We start from the raw sequence: 20,137 nt of genomic DNA, 5'->3' as shown, positions 1-20,137 counted from the left end.
TAAATATGAACAATTTACTTACGAGCCATCTCCCATTTTGTGACATCGGGCTTATGATAGGCACCAGTGTCACTCAATCTTATGGAGAACGGTATGTCTGAGAAGCGTGTGGTTATGGTTGTCGATATGCAGAACGGGGTATTTGAAACCCCTCGTCATCAGCGCGAAAAGTGTGTCTCTCTTATCAACCAGCTTACGCAGGCAGCCGACAAGGTGATTTTTATTCAGCATACCGAGGCTGGGGGCCTGGAAGAAGGAAGTGAAGGGTTTGCGCTACTGCCTGAACTCCATCAGCCTGCTGACGCGATTTACGTGACCAAAACCGCCTGTGACGCCTTCTATAACACCGCGCTTGAGGTGCTGCTGCGTGAGCAGAGCATTCGCGAGTTTGTCATCTGCGGCTGCGCCACCGATTACTGCGTTGATGCGACGGTTAAGAACGGCGTCAGCCGGGGTTATCACATCACCGTGGCGGAAGATGCCCATACCACCGCTAATCGCCCGGCGGCAGATGCGCAGGTCCTGATTAACCACCACAACGACGTCTGGCGTAACTTCATCGCGCCGGCGAATCCTCTTGCAGTGAAACGCACCGAAACAATTCTCGAAAACTGGAAAGCGAACTAATAATCAGCCGTCGGGTCTGACCTTTTTGCCTGAGCCGGGAGGCTGGCTCAGGCACGTTTTTCGTGTGGTAACGTGTTGTGCACAGCAACAGCCATAACAACAAGAAGGAAGCATTATGTTTAAGTCTTTTTTCCCAAAGCCGGGGCCTTTTTTCCTGTCGGCATTTATTTGGGCACTCATCGCTGTCATTTTCTGGCAGGCGGGCGGCGGCGCATGGCTGACGCGCATTACGGGAGCGACAGGCGAGGTGCCGATTAGCGCGGCGCGCTTCTGGTCGCTCAGCTACCTGTTGTTTTACGCCTACTACATGGTATGCGTGGGGCTGTTTGCGCTGTTCTGGTTTATGTATTCTCCGCACCGCTGGCAGTACTGGTCAATTCTTGGCACATCGCTAATTATCTTTGTCACCTGGTTCCTTGTTGAAGTGGGCGTGGCGGTGAACGCCTGGTATGCGCCGTTCTATGATCTGATCCAGACCGCGCTGAGCTCGCCGCATAAGGTGACCATCAACCAGTTCTACCATGAAGTCGGGATCTTCCTCGGTATCGCCCTTATTGCGGTGGTCATCGGCGTGATGAACAACTTCTTCGTCAGCCACTACGTTTTCCGCTGGCGTACCGCAATGAACGAACATTATATGGCGCACTGGCAGCACCTGCGCCATATCGAAGGCGCCGCGCAGCGTGTGCAGGAAGACACCATGCGTTTTGCCTCCACCCTTGAAGACATGGGCGTAAGCTTTATCAACGCCATCATGACGCTGATTGCCTTCCTGCCCGTGCTGGTGACGCTCTCGGCGCATGTGCCGGATCTGCCGATTGTTGGTCATCTTCCATATGGTCTGGTGATTGCAGCGATCGTCTGGTCGCTGATGGGCACGGGCATGCTGGCGGTGGTGGGGATCAAACTGCCGGGGCTGGAGTTTAAAAATCAACGCGTGGAAGCCGCTTACCGTAAAGAGCTGGTTTACGGTGAAGATGATGCCAACCGCGCCTCGCCGCCGACCGTCCGCGAGCTGTTTGGCGCCGTGCGTCGTAACTACTTCCGACTCTACTTCCACTATATGTATTTCAACATTGCCCGTATTTTGTATCTGCAGGTGGACAATGTTTTCGGTTTGTTCCTGCTGTTCCCGTCGATTGTTGCGGGTACGATTACGCTCGGTCTGATGACGCAGATTACCAACGTTTTCGGTCAGGTTCGTGGGTCGTTCCAGTACCTGATCAGCTCCTGGACCACCCTGGTAGAACTGATGTCCATCTATAAACGTCTGCGCAGTTTTGAACGTGAGCTGGACGATCGTGACCTGCAGGAAGTCACCAACACATTTAGCTAATACAGGAAGTTGCTATGTCTTTTGCCGTACCGCGCGCGTTACCGTTGTCCTTGCTGGCCGCTCTGGTGCTGGCAGGCTGTGCCGAAAAAGGGGCCGCTCCGCTCAAAAAGGGGGAGAAGCCCGTTGATGTGGCAAGCGTTGTGAGGCAGAAAATGCCCGCCAGCGTGAAGGATCGCAATGCGTGGGCAGATGCCCTGGCAAAAACCTTTGAAAGCCAAAAGATCGCGCCGACCGAGGAGAATATCTGCTCGGTGCTCGCGGTGGCGCAGCAGGAGTCAATGTACCAGTCAGACCCGGTTGTGCCGGGTCTGAACAAAATTGCCTGGAAAGAGATCGACCGCCGCGCGGAATCCATGCATATCCCGGTGTTCCTCGTGCACACCGCGCTTAAAATCACCTCGCCGAACGGCAAAAGCTACAGTGAACGGTTGGATACGGTGAAAACCGAAAAACAGCTTAGCGCCATCTTTGATGATTTCATCAGTATGGTCCCGATGGGGCAGAAGCTGTTTGGCTCACTGAACCCGGTACACACCGGTGGTCCGATGCAGGTGAGCATTGCGTTCGCAGAGAAGCATACCGACGGCTACCCGTGGAAAATCGACGGTACGGTGCGCCAGGAGGTCTTCTCCCTGCGCGGTGGGCTGTGGTTCGGCACCCGGCATCTGCTGAACTATCCGGCGAACTACAATGAGCCGCTGTACCGCTTCGCCGACTTTAACGCGGGCTGGTATGCCAGCCGTAATGCGGCATTTCAGAGTGCGGTCAGCCGCGCGAGCGGCGTCAAGCTGGCGCTGGACGGCGATCTCATCGCTTACGGCAGCAGCGAGGCGGGAAGCACCGAGCTGGCAGTACGAAAATTATCGACAACGCTTGGCTTGAGCAACAGCGATATTCGCCGTCAGCTTGAGAAAGGCGACAGCCTGGCATTTGAGAAAACGGATCTGTACAAGAAGGTATTTGCGCTTGCAGAGCAGAAAAGCGGGAAAACGTTACCGAAGGCTATCCTGCCAGGGATCCAACTGGAAAGTCCGAAGATCACGCGTAACCTGACCACCGCATGGTTCGCAAAACGCGTGGACGATCGCCGGGCTCGCTGTATGGGGCTTTAACGGCGACGGCGAAAGCGCAAAACTAACGCCACAACGCCCAGAATCATACATCCCGCGAGGAAGGGAATCAGGCCGAACAGGGTACTGACACCAAACCCAATCTCCACTCGCGGGCGTCCGTTATCCTGTACCTGCATCAGGTGTTCATAAACGCCTGGCGCATGGACCAGCATATTGAGCAGCTGGGAACCAGCCCAGAAGCAGAACAGGACAAACAGGGCATAAGCGATATTACCCGCCGTGGAGGTTTTTGGTTTGCCGCCAAAAATCGGTTTCGACAATGTAAAGTCAGCCATATGACCTCCCGAATATTACTCTGTTTCAATACGCGTCTTACGGGGTGAGTTTGACAGGTCATCGCATTTGTCAATATCAGAATCGTGGTAATTTACGCGCCGGAATCCTCCTGGATTGTCGATTTCTGCAGCACATCACAATTTCATCACTTAAGTGAAATTGCGTCGCGTTTCAGAATTTCCGCATCTGCCACAGACCTGGCCGTAAAACTGTGAGAGGATGTCTTTTTTCCCTGCCGGAGTTGTTATGAAGCTCACGTCCAAACTACGCCGTGACTGGCACTACTACGCCTTTGCTATCGGGCTGATCTTTATTCTTAACGGTGTCGTGGGCCTGTTGGGGTTTGAAGCAAAAGGGTGGCAAACGTATGCCGTCGGGCTGGTGACCTGGGTGATAAGTTTCTGGCTGGCGGGGTTGATTATCCGCCGTCGTCCTGAAGCGACGACAGCGGATGAGACGGAGTCGGCGAAGAACGCCGATTAACCGTTAACGGAACTTTTAAGGGCGCTGTCGGCGGCGTGACGCTCCAGCGCCAGTTCGATCAGGCGGGTGATCAATTCCGGGTAGCTCAGGCCGCTTGCCTGCCACAGTTTCGGATACATGCTGATGTTAGTGAACCCCGGCAGCGTGTTGATTTCATTGATCACCACCTCGTTTTCCGGCGTCAGGAATACATCCACGCGCGCCATGCCGCAGCAGCCGAGCGTCTGATAAGCGCGAATGGCGATCGCCCGGATCTTATCGTTAATCGCCGGATCGATATCCGCAGGAACGACAACCTGCGCGCCTTTGTCATCAATGTATTTGGTGTCGTACGAGTAGAAGTCGCTGTTTAAGACCACTTCGCCGCAGGTGCTCGCCTGTGGAAAATCGTTGCCCAGCACGGCGCACTCAATTTCACGGCCTTTGATGCCCTGCTCAACCACCACTTTATGGTCGAACTCAAACGCCAGAAGGACCGCCTGCGCGAACTCTGCTTCGCTGGTGACTTTGCTGACGCCCACGGAGGAGCCCTGATTTGCAGGCTTCACAAACAGCGGCAACCCCAGCACTCCGCTAATTTGCGCGAAGCTGTGCTTGTCGCGGTTGGCGCGGGTGAGGGTCACGAATGGCGCAATGCTCAGCCCGGCATCACGCAGCAGGCGTTTGGTGACGTCTTTGTCCATGCACGCGGCAGAGCCGAGGACGTCCGAGCCGACGAACGGCAGGTTGGCCATGCGCAGCATACCCTGCAGGGAACCATCTTCCCCCAGAGTGCCGTGAACGATGGGGAAGACAACGTCGATCTGGGCGAGAGCCTGTGCATTGCCGGCGTCGATGAGTTGCCCCTTCACGACGCCGGGTACGGTGGCGACGCTCACTTCTGAAGGATTAAGGGCGATGTGTGCCGGATCGTGAGCATTAAGCAGATACTGGCTGGCATCGTTAACGTGCCACTGGCCCTGTTTATCAATGCCCAGCAGCACCACGTCGAAACGGCTTTTATCGATCGCATCAACGATATTTTTGGCCGATTGCAATGATACTTCGTGCTCCGCTGATTTTCCCCCAAAGACAATACCTACGCGCTGCTTAGCCATCTCACTCTCTTCCAGTCTGACGAAAAGCCAATAACATACCATGATGCCCGGCGGGTTTCGCGGCCTTCTGTAATAATGTTTTGGGGAATGTTAAGGGAGGAGAGTAAAAGGAAAAATGCTGCTGACCGTTTTCATCGTTGTGGCTGTTGCAACGTCGTTCGCGCGCCTGCTGTTGAAGCATAATATTCCGCCAGAAAATGGATGAATTGTGACTTATTTCACAAATATGATGACTGGGAAGATAAAACACCAAAGTCAGGCAGGCCGCATCTCTGGTGCGACGTCAAAACGCGTAACTTGCTAATCTGTAGGCGAATTCGCCTAAAAATGAAGACTATTTCTTTATGGAATCCTGGAAAGTTAATCTCATCTCGGTCTGGTTCGGCTGCTTCTTTACCGGGCTGGCCATCAGCCAGATCCTGCCGTTCCTGCCACTGTACGTCTCGCAGCTGGGGGTGACCTCGCATGAAGCGCTCTCCATGTGGTCCGGTCTGACGTTCAGCGTCACGTTTCTGGTGTCCGCTATTGTGTCACCGATGTGGGGTAGCCTGGCGGATCGGAAAGGCCGAAAGCTGATGCTACTGCGTGCCTCGCTCGGGATGGCGATTGCCATTCTGCTGCAGGCTTTCGCCACCAACGTCTGGCAGCTGTTTTTCCTGCGTGCGGTGATGGGGCTGACGTCCGGGTACATTCCGAATGCCATGGCGCTGGTCGCCTCTCAGGTGCCGCGTGAGCGTAGCGGCTGGGCGCTGAGTACGCTCTCCACGGCACAGATCAGCGGCGTCATCGGCGGTCCGCTGCTGGGCGGCTTTCTGGCGGACCACGTCGGGCTGCGCGCGGTATTTATCATCACCGCGATCCTGCTGGTGGTCAGTTTTCTGGTCACGCTCTTTCTTATCAAAGAGGGGGGCCGCCCGGTTATCAGTAAATCTGAACGCCTGAGCGGCAAGGCCGTCTTCGCCTCACTGCCTTATCCGGGACTGATGATCAGCCTGTTTGTGACTACCATGGTGATCCAGCTCTGTAACGGTTCGGTTGGTCCGATTCTGGCGCTGTTTATCAAGTCGATGGAGCCGGATAGCACAAATATTGCTTTTTTGAGCGGCATGATTGCCGCCGTGCCGGGCGTATCCGCCCTGATTTCCGCGCCGCGTCTGGGAAAACTGGGTGACAGGATCGGCACGGCGCGCATCCTGATGGCTACGCTGATCTTTGCGGTCGTGCTCTTCTTCGCGATGTCGTTCGTCACCTCTCCACTTCAGCTTGGCGTATTGCGATTTCTGCTCGGCTTTGCGGATGGCGCAATGTTGCCTGCGGTACAGACCCTGCTGGTTAAATATTCCAGCGACCAGGTGACGGGGCGTATTTTTGGCTATAACCAGTCATTTATGTATCTGGGGAATGTGGCAGGTCCGCTTATTGGTGCATCTGTTTCCGCGATGGCCGGTTTTCGTTGGGTATTTGCGGCCACGGCGATTGTCGTTTTAATCAATATTATCCAGCTGGCTATTGCGCTGCGTCGTCGCAGACAAATGGCGGAGGCCAGGTCGGCGAGATAACCATTTCGCTGATGCATTATATATTCTTATGATGGCCGCATTTTTATATAACAAAATGCGGCATTTTTTTATAGCAAAACGTTTCGCTCACCGCGATGGACCTTTATTTTCATTCCTGTATCACTTTTGCATACCATAATAATTTTCTTCTCTTTGCATTATGGATTCAGAATGCTAACTTCAGACAAAACTGAAAAAGGAACTGGCACGATGAAAAATCTCATTGCTGAATTGCTGGTCAAACTGGCACAAAAGGAAGAAGAGTCAAAAGAGCTGGTTGCCCAGGTCGAAGCGCTGGAAATTGTGGTCACCGCGCTGCTGCGACAAATGGCGAAAACCGATCAACAAGCGTTGATTGAGAGCGTAGAAGGCGCGCTGGACAGCGTCAGACCTGAATCGCAGGTCCCGGTTGAGGATGCCGAGATGCTCCACCAGTACGTAAAGAAGCTGTTAAGGCATCCGCGCAGCTAAACCGTCACAGGACGTAACGACGTGTCATAGAATTGTCATGCAGGATGCCTATAGTCGCTCTGTTTTTATTTTTATGTATTTTTACATGGAGAAAATAAATTGAAACAGAGCGCACTTTTCATCGCATTACTTCCCCTGTTAATTACCCCTGCCATTTATGCCGATACTGCTCATACCAGCGTGCTGGATAATCGTGCGGCAAAAGGGGATATCACCCAGCCTGGCGGCGCACGCCGTTTATCAGAAGATCAAACTGCCGCTATTCGTGCTTCGTTGAATGATAAGCCGGCGAAAAATATTATTCTGCTTATTGGCGATGGAATGGGCGATTCCGAAATCACGGCGGCGCGAAATTATGCCGAGGGGGCGGGCGGCTTTTTTAAAGGTATCGACGCATTACCCTTGACTGGACAATATACCCATTACGCGCTGGATAAAAAAACCGGTAGACCGGATTACGTAACGGACTCCGCGGCCTCTGCCACGGCGTGGTCCACCGGCGTGAAAACCTATAATGGCGCGCTGGGTGTGGATATTCACGAAAAAGATCATCAAACCCTTCTGGAGATGGCAAAAGCGGCGGGCCTGGCGACCGGCAACGTCTCCACCGCTGAACTTCAGGATGCGACGCCTGCGGCGCTGGTGGCACACGTGACCTCGCGTAAATGCTACGGCCCGTCAGTGACCAGTGAAAAATGCCCAACAAACGCGCTGGAAAAAGGCGGCAAAGGCTCGATTACGGAACAGCTGCTGAATGCGCGTCCTGACGTGACGCTGGGCGGCGGCGCGAAAACCTTCGCGGAAACCGCGACGGCGGGCGAGTGGCAGGGCAAAACGCTGAGCGAGCAGGCGCAGGCCCGCGGCTATCAGCTGGTGAGTGATGCAAATTCGCTGGCAGCAATCACCGACGCGAACCAGGACAAACCGCTGCTGGGGCTATTCTCTGACGGCAACATGCCCGTGCGCTGGGAAGGACCAAAAGCCTCTTATCACGGCAATATCGATCAGCCTGCAGTGACCTGCACCCCGAACCCGAAACGCACGGACAGCGTACCGACGCTGGCGGCGATGACCGATAAAGCCATCTCTCTGCTGAGCAAGAGCGAAAAAGGGTTCTTCCTGCAGGTGGAAGGCGCGTCGATCGATAAGCAGGATCATGCGGCGAATCCGTGCGGCCAGATTGGCGAAACCGTCGATCTGGACGAAGCGGTGCAGAAGGCGCTGGAGTTCGCGAAAAAAGACGGTAACACCCTGGTGGTGGTCACCGCGGACCATGCGCATGCCAGCCAGATCATTCCGCCAGATACCAAAGCCCCGGGCCTGACGCAGGCGCTGAACACCAAAGATGGCGCCGTCATGGTGTTGAGCTACGGCAACTCTGAAGAAGAGTCCATGGAGCACACGGGCACCCAGCTGCGCATTGCAGCCTACGGCCCGCACGCGGCAAACGTGGTAGGCCTGACCGATCAGACGGATCTGTTCTACACCATGAAATCTGCGCTGGGTCTTAAATAATAAAATCCCGGCGGAAATCACATCTGCCGGGTGGTTTTTTTCCTGTCACGAACCAGACTTACAGGGAATATTCACAAAAGGATGGTGCAATGAAAACAACATTACTGGTTACTCTGCTCTCTGGCCTGTTCCTGATCGCATCGGCGAACGCGGAAGAGAAAACGTTAACGCCTCAACAACAGCGTATGACCACCTGCAATCAACAGGCGACGTCTCAGAGTCTGAAGGGAGATGCTCGCAAGACCTACATGAGCGACTGCCTCAAAAATAGCGCCTCGAAACCGGCTGAAAAAAGCCTGACGCCGCAGCAGCAAAAAATGCGCGAGTGTAATGCGAAAGCAACCGAGCAGTCCCTGAAAGGGGACGACCGCAGCAAGTTCATGAGTGCCTGCCTGAAGAAAAAAGTGTAGTTCTAACGGGTGAGCGGCTTCGGCGGCTCACCCGAAATTTCATACTTTCCCCGCAGACCCCCTCTCTATAATTTGGGAAAATGTTTCAGAATATTCCCAAAAATGATGAATGATGAAACGTATTACAACAAAAAGCGCATTCGGGAAGAGTGGAATTTAACCCTTTCTCAGGATGACCCTCACCGCGCCGGCATTCAGTTTGCCCGGCGAGTTCGGCTGGCGCGCGCCGTTGGGCTGGCGGCGATGTTTTTCCCGGTGGCGGGGATGCTGGTCACCCATTTTTTACCCGGAGGCTGGTGGCTTTTACTGGTGGGGTGGTCGTTCGTCTGGCCCCATTTCGCCTGGCAGCTATCCTGCCGTGCCGCTTCACCTCATCAGCAGGAAATTTTCAATCTTAAAATCGATGCCATTATTGCCGGGCTCTGGATCGGCGTGATGGGGATGAATGCGTTACCCACGGCAGCGCTGGTGATGATGGTGGGGATGAATATGATGGGCTCCGGCGGCTGTCGTCTGTTTATCCCGGGGATCGTGTTGACCCTGCTGTCCGCGCTGGTGACCTTACCACTCGTCGGGAGCGTGGCCGTCTTCAACCCCGACCTCGTGGAGTGGGGCTTAACGCTGCCCGTTCTCGTGGTTTATCCCATGCTGTTTGCCTGGCTCAGCCACCGCACCGCCATCAGGCTTGCAGAGCACAAGCGGCGGCTGGAAATGATGAGCACCCGCGACGGCATGACCGGGGTCTTTAACCGCCGACACTGGGAAATGCTGCTGCGAAATGAATTTGAGCATTGTCGGCGCGACCACAGCACCGCCACGATATTGCTGATTGATATCGACCACTTTAAAAACATCAACGACACCTGGGGGCACGACGTGGGCGACGAGGCGATCATCGCTATTACGCGTCAGCTCCAGCTGTCGGTGCGGTCAGGCGATGCGATCGGCCGATTTGGTGGGGATGAGTTTGCGGTGATCATGTCGCAGACAGCGGCGGAAAGCGCCATCGCCGTGATGTCGCGGGTGCATGAGCGGCTGGAAAACCTGTCGTTACCGTGCGCGCCAAAAGAAGCGCTGCGCATTAGCGTAGGCGTTGCTCCCTGGGGACCGCAGTTTGGACATTATCGGGAATGGCTGAAGGCGGCTGACGTGGCGCTGTACAGGGCGAAAAATGCCGGGCGCGGCCGCACCGAAGTGGCCGCCTGACGCCCGACGGAGAGTGTCAGGATTTACTCAGCTTCTCTGATTTTTCCATGCATTTTGCCATCGCTTCAATGACGGCCGAGCGGAATCCGCGCTCTTCCAGCACCCGCACCGCTTCGATGGTGGTACCGCCCGGGGAGCAGACCATATCTTTCAGTTCACCCGGGTGTTTGCCGGTTTCCAGCACCATTTTGGCGGAGCCCATGACGGCCTGCGCGGCAAACTTATACGCCTGCGCGCGCGGCATTCCGCCAAGCACGGCGGCGTCGGCCATCGCCTCTAAAAACATGAAAACATAGGCAGGGGCTGAGCCACTCACGCCGACCACCGGATGGATCATCGATTCGGCAATCACTTCTGCTTCACCGAAGCAGCGGAAAATGTTCAGCACATCGGCCACTTCTTCTGTGGTCACCAGCGCGTTAGGCGTGACGGAGGTCATGCCGGCGTTGACCAGGGAGGGAGTGTTGGGCATTGCGCGGACGATTTTACGATCGTGACCCAGCGCGCGCGCCAGCTGATCGAGCGTGACGCCCGCGGCAATCGACACGACCAGCGTCTCTTTATTCAGGCTGGAGGTGATATCGCTCAGCACTTTGATCATGATGTTCGGCTTGACGGCGCCAAAGACGATATCGGCGACCTGGGCCACTTCCTGCGCGCTTTCGGCAGCGTTGATCCCGTATTGATCGCGCAACGCGGCGACCTTGTCCGGTGACGGGGTATAGACCCAAATCTGACCCGGCAGCACCTGCCCGCTGGCGATCAAACCGCCCAGGATGGCTTTGCCCATGTTACCGCAGCCGATAAACCCGATTTTCTTGTCCATCACGATTCTCCGTCATTATGCGTTGTTTTCTCTGATTGATAGCTTAACAACGAAATGCAGGCGACAATAGTCGGCAGAGTTATTATGGGGAGACAATATGGCGATTTGGGTTGATGCGGACGCGTGTCCGAATGTGATTAAAGAGATTTTATTTCGCGCCGCCGAGCGCGTTCAGATGCCGCTGACGCTGGTGGCGAACCAGAATATTCGCGTACCGCCTTCGCGGTTCATCCGCTCTTTGCGCGTGCCGGCCGGGTTCGACGTGGCGGATAACGAAATTGTTCGCTTGTGTAGCGCGGAGGATCTGGTGATCACGGCGGATATTCCGCTGGCCGCTGAAGTGCTCGAGAAAGGGGCGGCGGCACTCAATCCGCGCGGTGAGCGTTATTCGCCTTCGACCATTCGCGAAAAGCTCACCATGCGCGATTTTATGGATACGATGCGGGCCAGCGGCGTGCAGACCGGTGGACCGGACAGCCTGTCCCAGCGCGATCGCCAGCAGTTTGCTGCCGAACTGGATAAATGGCTGCTGGAAGTGAAGCGCCGCACAGCGTAATGATAATTATTGTCAATTTGTGGTACAGTGTGGCCTCCACAGGGTTGTCATCCCGTACCGCTTTGCAGTAAAGTAATCGCAACATCTTCTGCAATTATTTCTTTACACTCTTCAGCCATTCGGCATCAAGGGGAACACCTGGCATGACCCAACCCATCTTTTTAGTTGGCCCCCGCGGCTGTGGGAAAACCACCGTTGGCCTGGAGCTGGCACGCGTGTGTCATCGCCAGTTTGTTGATACCGACCACTGGCTGCAAACCGAGGCCGGAAAAACAATCGCTGAGATTGTTGAGCAAGAGGGATGGGAGAGCTTTCGCGCACGCGAAACCGCCGCGCTGAAAGCGGTCACTACCCCGTCTGCCGTGATCGCGACCGGGGGTGGTATTGTTCTGGCGGAGTGTAATCGTCACTTTATGCGCGAAAAGGGGATTGTGATTTATCTCAGCGCGCCGGTGTCGGCTCTGGTAGGGCGTCTGGAAGCATTTCCGGAAGAGGGGCAACGCCCTGCACTGACCTCCAGGCCGCTCAACGAAGAGGTGAGTGAAGTGCTGGCCGAACGCGATGCGCTATACCGCGAAGCGGCTCACCACGTGGTGGATGCGTCAGCCTCTCCCGAAGACGTTGTGATTCAGATTATTACCGCCCTGCGTTTGGCTTGTGCCAGCTAACCGGCGTCTATACTTATAGCTCAGACATAAAAAAAGGATGAGCTATGCCAACCAGACCTCCCTATCCGCGTGAAGCGCGCATTGTTACCGTTGAAAAAGGCCATACGGGTCATACCGTGACCTGGTATCAACTGCGTGCCGATCACCCTAAGCCGGACTCGCTGATCAGTGAACACGAGACTGAACAGGAAGCGCTTGACGCGAAACGGCGCTACGAAGATCCCGATATAACCTGAATGTTTTCCTAAACGATCCAATATCGTGCCTGAATCACACTTTTTACTCGTCGAGAAAGTTAAGCAGGAGTTAATATTTAGTTATTACAAGTAACTCCGGTATCGGCAGGCGATCTTTACATTTCGATGTCGGGATCACCTGCTACGCTTGGTGCTGTTTTGTTGAAAAAATGAACTGTGCAGCGTAGTGAGCCTGTACCTGTGTACACGATGTTGGAGTAATGGAAGGCGATAAAAATGAAGGCAACGTTGGCGATCCTCACCATTGGTGTGGTCCCTGTAAGCGAAGTGTTACCGCTCTTAACCGAGCATGTATCTGAACAACAGATAACGCATCTAAGCCTGCTGGGGAAGATGAGTCGGGAAGAGGTCATGGAAGACTACGCTGTCGAGGCGGGGGAGGATCCCCTGGCGACGTTATTAAGTGACGGTAAACTGGCGCACGTTTCACGCCAGAAAATCGAGCGCTCGCTGCAGGGCGTGATAGAAGTGCTCGATAATCAAGGTTATGACGTTATTTTGCTGATGAGTACCGCACCCATTAAGGGCCTCACGGCGCGTAATGCGATTTTGCTGGAGCCGATGCGGATCATTCCACCGCTGGTGGCCTCTATCGTTGATGGTCATCAGGTGGGGGTGATTGTTCCCATTGAGGAGCTCATGGATAACCAGGAGGCAAAATGGCACGTGCTGGAAAAAGTGCCCTTGTATGCGCTGGCAAATCCCTTCTGGGACAGTGAGGTCAAGCTCATTGCTGCCGGGAAGGAACTGCTTGAGAGAGGGGCAGATGTCTTGATCCTGGACTGCCTGGGTTTCCATCAGCATCATCGTGATTTGCTGCAAAAAGCGCTGGATGTGCCCGTGCTGTTATCCAACGTTCTGATGGCTCGCCTGGCCTCGGAACTCCTCATGTAATGATTTTGCGTGACAGGTGATGAGCATGGCCCCTATAGTGAATTTTTATCTAAAAATATAAGGGCCAGTTCATGCTTCAAAGTAACGAATACTTTTCCGGTAAAGTGAAATCCATTGGTTTTACCAGCAGCAGCACTGGTCGCGCCAGTGTCGGCGTAATGGCGGAAGGGGAATACACCTTTGGCACGGCGGAAGCTGAAGAAATGACGGTCGTCAGCGGTGCGCTGAATGTCTTATTGCCGGGTGAAACGGAATGGAAAGTTTACGCTGCCGGGCAAGTTTTCAACGTCCCTGGCCACAGCGAATTTCATTTGCAGGTCGCTGAACCGACCTCTTATCTGTGCCGCTACCTGAAATAAAAAATAAGCCGGGTGGCGCTAACGCTTACCCGGCCTGCGTTTTACCTGTTATCTCTGCGCTTCGCCGCCGAGACCTTCCACCAGATTCTGAATCAACGCGGCCAGCTCGCCGGTCATCAGGATGAAGTCCGCATCAAAACGCTGGGCGTAATCTTCCCTGTCGATATCTTCGTTCTGATCGCGCAACTCGTCGCAGAACTTCAGACGCTTCACGGAGCCGTCGTCGCACATCATAAACTGAATGCGCTGCTGCCAGTCGAGCGCCAGTTTGGTCACGACTTTGCCCGCTTCAATATGGACGGCGATCTCATCGCTCACCAGATCCTGCTTCTTCGCGCGGATCACGCCGCCATCTTCCAGCAGGGCTTTCAGCTCGGCTTCATCAAGGATCTGGAAACCCTGTGCCGCAGCACCGCTGCGTACCCATTCGGTCAGCGTCAGCTCGATCGGCGTTTCCAGCGCCAGCGGAACGACAGGTAAAGAGCCGATGCTTTTGCGCAGCAGGGCCAGCGTATCTTCTGCTTTCTTGGCGCTGGCGCAGTCCACCATGATCAGCCCGTTGACGGTGTCGATCCACATCATGGTCTGGCTGAAGCGGCTGAAGGCGCGCGGCAGCAGGGAGTGCAGCACTTCGTCTTTCAGCGAATCTTTTTCGGTCTTTTTCAGCTTGCGGCCCTGTTCGGCTTCCAGCTTGAAAATTTTCGCTTCGAGCGCCTGCTTAACCACCGGCGTCGGCAGGATTTTCTCTTCTTTACGGGCGCAGACGATGATTTGACCCGTGCTGCTGGCGTGGGTCAGGGCATCGCTTTGTGAACCCATTGGCGGAACCCAACCGGTTTTCGCCATATCCTGGCTACCGCAAGGGGAAAAGGTATAAGCGGCTAACTGTTTTTCCATCTCTTCTGCACGCAGCGAAACGTCGCGGCTGAGACGGTAAACCATCAAATTTTTGAACCACAGCATGATAATTTCCACGGCCTTGTCGTTAAATCAGCGGGCATGATAACGAATTGTCGCATCGCTTGCATTGCTAATCGGGAAGCGTGCTTCTACTCTGTTGATAATCAAAATAATGAGGAGAGTCTTGTGCGTATTGGGATCGATTTGGGCGGCACCAAAACAGAAGTCATCGCGCTGAGCGAGCAGGGGGAACAGCTGTTTCGCCATCGTCTGCCGACGCCGCGCGATGATTATCACCAGACTATCGAGACGATTGCCAGACTGGTTGAGATGGCAGAGCAGGCGACAGGGCAAACCGGCAGCGTCGGGATGGGGATCCCGGGGTCGATCTCGCCGTATACCGGGGTGGTTAAAAATGCCAACTCCACCTGGCTCAATGGTCAGCCGTTTGATAAAGATTTGAGCCAACGTTTGAACCGGGAAGTGCGTCTGGCCAACGACGCCAACTGCCTGGCGGTCTCTGAGGCCATCGACGGCGCGGCGGCCGGTGCCCAGACCGTGTTTGCCGTTATCATCGGTACCGGCTGCGGCGCGGGCGTGGCGTTCGGCGGGCGCGCCCATATCGGCGGCAACGGCACGGCAGGCGAGTGGGGACACAACCCGCTGCCGTGGATGGATGAAGATGAGCTTAAATATCGCGCTGAAGTGCCGTGCTACTGCGGAAAGCAAGGCTGTATTGAGACGTTTATCTCCGGCACCGGTTTTGCGACCGACTACCGCCGTCTGAGCGGGCAGCCGCTCAAGGGCAACGAAATCATGCGTCTGGTCGAAGAACAGGATCCGGTCGCCGAACTGGCGCTTAGCCGCTACGAAATGCGGCTGGCGAAATCCCTGGCGCACGTGGTGAATATTCTCGATCCGGACGTGATTGTGCTCGGCGGCGGCATGAGCAACGTCGACCGGCTGTACGCTACGGTACCGAACCTGGTGAAACAGTGGGTCTTCGGCGGCGAGTGTGAAACCCCGATCCGCAAAGCGCTGCACGGGGACTCCAGCGGCGTGCGCGGCGCGGCGTGGTTGTGGCCAGTAAATTCGTAGGCCCGGTAAGCGAAGCGCCACCGGGCGAATTCAGGCAGTCGCAAAAAAAAAAGCCGGGTGGCGGCTACGCCTTACCCGGCCTACAGATGGAGTGGACCTTTACTGCACCGCAAATTCTCTGTCCAGCCTGCTATACCCCAGCCCGTTAATCTTCTTCACCTTGATCTGCACCGGAATGCGCTCTTTCATCGCCTCAACGTGGCTGATCACGCCGATGGTTTTGCCGGTGGCGTTCAGCGCGTCGAGCGCATCCAGTGCTGTATCCAGCGTTTCACTGTCGAGCGTGCCGAACCCTTCATCCAGGAACAGAGAATCGATCCGCGTCTTATGACTCACCAGGTCGGAAAGGGCCAGCGCCAGCGCCAGGCTGACCAGGAAGCTTTCGCCGCCCGAGAGCGTGCGGGTATCGCGCACCGCGTCCGCCTGCCACGTATCGACCACTTCCAGCTCCAGCGCGTCGCTGGCCTTACGCTGCAGCAGATAACGCCCGTGCAGACGGTTAAGCTGCTGGTTAGCAAGCCAGACAAGATTGTCCAGCGTCAGCCCCTGCGCGAACTTACGGAACTTGTCGCCGGTGCTGGAGCCAATCAGCGCGTTCAGATAACCCCAGTCGTCCGCCTGGCGTGCGGCCTCTTCAATTTGCTGCATCAACGCCAGCTGGTGCTGACGGTTATCGCTGTCCTGCTTAAGCTGCTGGCGGATCTCGCCCTGATGCGTCGTGTTCTCGCGAAGCCGTTGCGCCAGCTGCTGCAGCTGGCTTTGCAGCGTGGGAGCATCGGCGTCGAGCCCTTCCGGCCGCAGCGCCAGATGAGCTTGCAGCTGCTGGTTAGCCTGGCCGGAAAGGGCCGCGGCCTGCTGTATCTGGCTTTCCAGCGACTGTTTCAGCTGTTCGAGGTGGCGAATAGCGTCGTCATCCAGCAGCGCGGCAAGGAACGCGTCCCGATCGGTAAAACAGCTCGCTGAGAGCGCCGCGGCGAACTGCGTCTGCGACTGCTGCAGGCGCTCTTGCTCCAGCGTTTCCTGCTGCTGCTGCGCGGTGAGCTGGCTCTGTAGCGACACGCATTCGTCGTGGACGTCGCGCCAGCCGTCCGGAATAGCCGGTTCGGCCTCTTCGCTGTTTGTTTCCGGAAGCGTGTCGAGCAGCGGCTTGAGAGCGTTTATGCGTTCCAGAAGCACGCCGTGCTGCGTTTGTTTCTCCTGCCACTGCGCGAATTCCGCTTCACGGGCGTGCAGCCAGCCGGCTTCATTACCGTCTTCAGGTACCTTAAGTGATAGCGAGAGCAGGGTGTGTTCCAGCGCCTGGCGCGCGGCCGTCAGCTGCTGCTGATACTGTCGCTCCTGCACTTCCTGCTCGTTCAACTGGTTTTGCAGGGTCAGACGCTGGCTGAGCTGATAAAGCTGGCGCTCGTACTGTTCCTGCTCGTTCATCCATGGCGTGATATCTTCCTGAATATTCAACGCGATGTTCAGGGAAGCGCAGGCTTCCATCCACTCTTTAGTGAGTGCTTGCTCTTCCTGAGAGAGAGTCTGCGCTTCGTCTGTTTCGCGCTGGATCTGCTGAGTCAGGGCATTAACCTGTCCTAATACCAGCAGGCCTTCCTCTTTAAGCGCGGTGACCTCTTTTTCCAGGGCATCACGGCGGCGCTGGTTATCCGTCAGCTCAAGCGACTGGTATTGCTCAACGGCGGGATGCTCACTGGAACCGCACAGCGGACAAGGTTTGCCTGCCTCAAGCCGGGAACGATAGCTTTCCAGGTCTTTAATCGTCGCTTCACGTTCGCAGAGGGCCTTCAGGTCCAGATAGTGCTGGTGTTTCTCTTTGTACTGCTGGCGGCGCAGCGTCAGCGTTTCATTGAGTTTATTTTGATCGGCCTGGGCCTTCTGCACGCTTTCACCGCTCTGGCGCAGGCGCTTTTGCAGCGGCTGATAGCGGGCATGCAGCGACGTTAGCCGCTGGCGCAGGGGGCGTGACCGGGACTGCTGCTCCATGGCCGCGCTGACCTCATCCGCCGTCAGCGTCAGCGCATTTTCCGGCATCTCAGCCAGTTTGTTACGTAATTCACTCATCCGCGCAGCAAGCGAGGCTACCTGCGTTTTATCGCGGTTAAGCTGCGAGAACTGGGCACGCCAGCCGGCAATCTCCTGGCCCAGCAGGCGATAGCGCTCGTGCTCCGCCAGCCACTGCGCCAGCGCCGTCAGTTCAGTCTGAAGCTGCTCATGATTACGCTGGGCGGTATGACGGATCCGTGCGCGCAGTGCGGTTTTGGCTTGTAAGCGAGTATTTACTTCGATAATTCGCTGCTGGGTTTGCGTCAGACGCGCGGTCTGCTCCTGCAGGTGCTCCCAAAGCGGTCGAAGCTGGGCGGCGGGCAGAGCGAGCTGGAGCTTTGCCAGCTCTGGCGCAGCGTTCGTCAGCGCCTGTTGCGCCTGCTGCTGCATCGCGGTGACGCGCTGTTGCTCAAGCACGAGCTCATCATGGCGCGTAAGCCACTGAAAATCTTTCTGTTGGCTTTGCTGCTGAACCAGCAGGGTTTTCTCTTCATCAGTAAGTGCCTGCAAACTTTGCTGTAACTGCTGCTGTTGCTCTTCGCTCAACAGCACAACGCCCGCCGCCTGCGCTTCGCATTTTTCAAGCACGCTGCGGGCGGCTTTGTGTTTTTCAAACACCATGGCGGAAATCTGGCCGTAGATCTCGGTGCCGGTCAGCTCTTCCAGCAGCTCGGCACGATCGCTCGGTTTGGCATTAAGGAAGGCGGCAAACTGCCCCTGTGAGAGCAGCATGGAGCGGGTAAAGCGACCATAGTCCAGCCCGGTGAGCGCAGCGGTTTGCTCCAGTTTATCCGTTACTTTGTCGGCCAGGATTTTGCCATCTTCGCAGCGCGCCAGCTCCACGCGCGGCGCCTGCAGGTTTCCGTCCGGCTGGTTGCGCGCGCGGTTCTGGCTCCAGAAGGCGCGATAGGCTGTGCCTTTTACCTCGAATTCCACTTCCGCCAGGCACTCGGCGGTGTCGCGCGTCATCAGGTCGTTTTGCGCCTGAGAAACCTTCTGCAGTCGCGGCGTTTCGTGATAGAGCGCCAGACAGATAGCGTCAAGCAGGGTGGTTTTACCTGCCCCGGTCGCGCCGGTGATGGCAAACAGACCGTTGCTGGCAAACGGCTCCGCGGTAAAGTCAATTTTCCACTCGCCCTTGAGGGAGTTGAGGTTTTTCAGGCGCAGGCTCAAAATTTTCATGCGTTTTCTTCCTCATCATTGAGCGCATGCAGGGTATGGCTGAACAGTTCGCTGAGTCTTGCGCGCTTCGCGTCGTCAATGTCCTCCTGCGAGAGCCTGCGTTCAAACACCTCTTCAACCCGAAGCTCACTGAGCGTTTCACGTTGAGCGCTTAACAGAATTTTCTCGCGCTGCTCGCGGCTGCGGCGAACCAGTAAGACTTCGACGGGCAAATCTTCCGTTAGCGCCTGAATTTTACGCTGCATATCGTGCAGGTAGTCATCGGTGGTGATTTCGATATCCAGCCAGACGGGCGGGTTAAGCGCTGCCCCGCGCCACTGCTCAAGCTGGGCGGAGATGGCATCCAAATCGCCTTTCAGCACCGCCAGCGGCTGGGTTACGGGCACCTCCAGCGTCTCGACGGCGAGGAGTTTGCCCTCGGAGAAGCTCACCAGATGCACGGACTTGGCTTTGCCCGTTTCGTCAAAGCTGAGCGAAATAGGCGAGCCGCAGTAGCGGATGTGCTCGCTGCCGCCGACGATCTGCGCCCGGTGTATATGTCCGAGCGCAATGTAGTCGGCTGGCGGGAAGTTTTGCGCCGGAAAGGCATCCAGCGTGCCGATATAGATGTCACGTACGGCGTCACTTTTACTGGCCCCGACGGTGGTGAGATGCCCGGTCGCAATCACCGGAATCAGCTGGTCGCCGCGCAGGGAGCAGGCATCGGCGTGCTGCTGGTGATAATAGTCGGTGATGGCCTGTAACAGATGCTGTTGCTTTTCGCCGCCGGACAGTCCCGCCTGGCTTTGCACAATATCGCGCGGACGTAAAAACGGTATGGGACACAGCACCGCTCCTGGCGTGCCGTCGCGTTTTTTCAGGATCTGCGGAGCATGTCCGGCACTGGCGACGACGGTGGTATTGAGAAACGCCAGGATGTCGCGGGATTCATTGAGCGTTGCGACGGAATCATGGTTGCCGGCGACAATCACCAGATGACAACCGGTTTGCTGCAAATTCACCACAAAGCGGTTATACAGTTCGCGCGCATAGCTGGGGGGCGAGCCGGTATCAAAGATGTCACCCGCCACAATAATCGCGTCCACCTCGTGCGTCCGGGCGGTTTCCAGCAGCCAGTTCAGGAAGGCTTCATGTTCAGCCGCACGGCTTTTGCTGTAAAAATTTTGACCCAGATGCCAGTCCGAGGTGTGAAGTATGCGCATAGCTGATCCGTGGCAAAAAAGAGAAAGCAGGAT

21 protein-coding genes are annotated in these 20,137 nt (G+C 56.0%); 15 read left to right on the top strand and 6 right to left on the bottom strand.

Annotation, left to right across the window (positions count from 1 at the left end):
* Nucleotides 1-93: 93 nt before the first annotated feature.
* The 3 genes from FU672_RS16640 (at nucleotide 94) to FU672_RS16630 (ending at nucleotide 3,075) form a co-directional block, all read left to right on the top strand.
* Nucleotides 94-627 carry an isochorismatase family protein gene (locus tag FU672_RS16640; protein WP_148244089.1) on the top strand — a complete coding sequence of 178 codons (534 nt, stop codon included), beginning with the start codon at nucleotides 94-96 and terminating at the stop codon, nucleotides 625-627.
* Between the two features lie 115 nt (nucleotides 628-742).
* Nucleotides 743-1,963, top strand: a complete 1,221-nt coding sequence (sbmA, locus tag FU672_RS16635) for a peptide antibiotic transporter SbmA (RefSeq protein WP_148244088.1) — start codon at nucleotides 743-745, stop codon at nucleotides 1,961-1,963.
* A 14-nt stretch (nucleotides 1,964-1,977) separates the two neighbouring features.
* A complete protein-coding gene (locus FU672_RS16630) occupies nucleotides 1,978-3,075 on the top strand; it encodes a DUF1615 domain-containing protein (protein WP_148244087.1) in 1,098 nt (365 codons plus the stop codon).
* Here the strand turns inward: FU672_RS16630 and FU672_RS16625 are convergent.
* Entirely contained in the window at nucleotides 3,072-3,371 is a 300-nt protein-coding gene (locus FU672_RS16625) for a DUF2755 family protein (RefSeq protein ID WP_008503287.1), read from the bottom strand. The genes FU672_RS16630 and FU672_RS16625 overlap by 4 nt on opposite strands.
* 247 nt (nucleotides 3,372-3,618) lie before the next feature.
* Here FU672_RS16625 and FU672_RS16620 point away from each other — a divergent pair, with 247 nt between their 5' ends.
* Entirely contained in the window at nucleotides 3,619-3,855 is a 237-nt protein-coding gene (locus FU672_RS16620; RefSeq protein WP_148244086.1) for a DUF2754 domain-containing protein, read from the top strand.
* Here the strand turns inward: FU672_RS16620 and ddlA are convergent.
* Nucleotides 3,852-4,952, bottom strand: a complete 1,101-nt coding sequence (gene ddlA / locus FU672_RS16615; protein WP_148244085.1) for a D-alanine--D-alanine ligase — start codon at nucleotides 4,950-4,952, stop codon at nucleotides 3,852-3,854. The two genes, FU672_RS16620 and ddlA, sit on opposite strands and share 4 nt — an antisense overlap.
* A gap of 344 nt (nucleotides 4,953-5,296) precedes the next feature.
* Here ddlA and FU672_RS16610 point away from each other — a divergent pair, with 344 nt between their 5' ends.
* The 5 genes from FU672_RS16610 (at nucleotide 5,297) to adrA (ending at nucleotide 10,113) form a co-directional block, all read left to right on the top strand.
* Nucleotides 5,297-6,511 carry a multidrug efflux MFS transporter gene (locus tag FU672_RS16610; RefSeq protein WP_148244084.1) on the top strand — a complete coding sequence of 405 codons (1,215 nt, stop codon included), beginning with the start codon at nucleotides 5,297-5,299 and terminating at the stop codon, nucleotides 6,509-6,511.
* A gap of 210 nt (nucleotides 6,512-6,721) precedes the next feature.
* The gene (gene iraP / locus FU672_RS16605; RefSeq protein ID WP_024906786.1) at nucleotides 6,722-6,982 is read left to right on the top strand and encodes an anti-adapter protein IraP; all 261 of its coding nucleotides are present in this window, start codon (nucleotides 6,722-6,724) and stop codon (nucleotides 6,980-6,982) included.
* 99 nt (nucleotides 6,983-7,081) lie between these two features.
* A complete protein-coding gene (gene phoA / locus FU672_RS16600) occupies nucleotides 7,082-8,497 on the top strand; it encodes an alkaline phosphatase (RefSeq protein WP_148244083.1) in 1,416 nt (471 codons plus the stop codon).
* An 89-nt stretch (nucleotides 8,498-8,586) separates the two neighbouring features.
* A complete protein-coding gene (gene psiF, locus FU672_RS16595; RefSeq protein ID WP_148244082.1) occupies nucleotides 8,587-8,907 on the top strand; it encodes a phosphate starvation-inducible protein PsiF in 321 nt (106 codons plus the stop codon).
* Nucleotides 8,908-9,009: 102 nt separating this feature from the next.
* On the top strand, nucleotides 9,010-10,113 hold the full coding sequence (gene adrA, locus FU672_RS16590; protein ID WP_148244081.1) for a diguanylate cyclase AdrA: 1,104 nt from the start codon (nucleotides 9,010-9,012) through the stop codon (nucleotides 10,111-10,113).
* Between the two features lie 16 nt (nucleotides 10,114-10,129).
* On the opposite strand, the gene proC is transcribed toward adrA, so the two are convergent.
* The gene (gene proC / locus FU672_RS16585) at nucleotides 10,130-10,939 is read right to left on the bottom strand and encodes a pyrroline-5-carboxylate reductase (protein WP_024906789.1); all 810 of its coding nucleotides are present in this window, start codon (nucleotides 10,937-10,939) and stop codon (nucleotides 10,130-10,132) included.
* A gap of 97 nt (nucleotides 10,940-11,036) precedes the next feature.
* Between proC and FU672_RS16580 the strand changes: the two genes are divergently transcribed.
* The 5 genes from FU672_RS16580 (at nucleotide 11,037) to ppnP (ending at nucleotide 13,673) form a co-directional block, all read left to right on the top strand.
* Complete coding sequence (locus tag FU672_RS16580) at nucleotides 11,037-11,495, top strand: YaiI/YqxD family protein (RefSeq protein WP_010428006.1); 459 nt, start codon at nucleotides 11,037-11,039, stop codon at nucleotides 11,493-11,495.
* 143 nt (nucleotides 11,496-11,638) lie between these two features.
* Nucleotides 11,639-12,163, top strand: coding sequence for a shikimate kinase AroL (gene aroL, locus FU672_RS16575; protein WP_032639634.1), 525 nt, complete (start codon nucleotides 11,639-11,641; stop codon nucleotides 12,161-12,163).
* 44 nt (nucleotides 12,164-12,207) lie between these two features.
* Nucleotides 12,208-12,399 (top strand): protein YaiA, encoded by a 192-nt coding sequence (gene yaiA, locus FU672_RS16570; protein ID WP_023334675.1) that lies wholly within the window; start codon nucleotides 12,208-12,210, stop codon nucleotides 12,397-12,399.
* A 237-nt stretch (nucleotides 12,400-12,636) separates the two neighbouring features.
* Nucleotides 12,637-13,314, top strand: coding sequence for an AroM family protein (locus FU672_RS16565; protein ID WP_148244080.1), 678 nt, complete (start codon nucleotides 12,637-12,639; stop codon nucleotides 13,312-13,314).
* Nucleotides 13,315-13,385: 71 nt separating this feature from the next.
* The gene (ppnP, locus tag FU672_RS16560) at nucleotides 13,386-13,673 is read left to right on the top strand and encodes a pyrimidine/purine nucleoside phosphorylase (RefSeq protein ID WP_008503270.1); all 288 of its coding nucleotides are present in this window, start codon (nucleotides 13,386-13,388) and stop codon (nucleotides 13,671-13,673) included.
* Nucleotides 13,674-13,721: 48 nt separating this feature from the next.
* Here ppnP and rdgC read toward each other — a convergent pair whose 3' ends face one another.
* Nucleotides 13,722-14,636: a recombination-associated protein RdgC gene (gene rdgC / locus FU672_RS16555; RefSeq protein ID WP_028017678.1), complete on the bottom strand. Its 915-nt coding sequence runs from the start codon at nucleotides 14,634-14,636 to the stop codon at nucleotides 13,722-13,724.
* A 123-nt stretch (nucleotides 14,637-14,759) separates the two neighbouring features.
* Between rdgC and mak the strand changes: the two genes are divergently transcribed.
* Complete coding sequence (mak, locus tag FU672_RS16550; protein WP_148244079.1) at nucleotides 14,760-15,671, top strand: fructokinase; 912 nt, start codon at nucleotides 14,760-14,762, stop codon at nucleotides 15,669-15,671.
* 99 nt (nucleotides 15,672-15,770) lie between these two features.
* Here mak and sbcC read toward each other — a convergent pair whose 3' ends face one another.
* Nucleotides 15,771-18,902: an exonuclease subunit SbcC gene (gene sbcC, locus FU672_RS16545; protein ID WP_148244078.1), complete on the bottom strand. Its 3,132-nt coding sequence runs from the start codon at nucleotides 18,900-18,902 to the stop codon at nucleotides 15,771-15,773.
* Nucleotides 18,899-20,104 (bottom strand): exonuclease subunit SbcD, encoded by a 1,206-nt coding sequence (gene sbcD / locus FU672_RS16540; protein ID WP_148244077.1) that lies wholly within the window; start codon nucleotides 20,102-20,104, stop codon nucleotides 18,899-18,901. Before sbcD ends, sbcC begins: the two co-directional genes overlap by 4 nt.
* Nucleotides 20,105-20,137: the final 33 nt, after the last annotated feature.

Source organism: Enterobacter asburiae (assembly GCF_008080435.1).
GTDB classification, from domain to species: domain Bacteria; phylum Pseudomonadota; class Gammaproteobacteria; order Enterobacterales; family Enterobacteriaceae; genus Enterobacter; species Enterobacter asburiae_C.
This window is presented reverse-complemented; position numbering and strand designations above follow the sequence as displayed.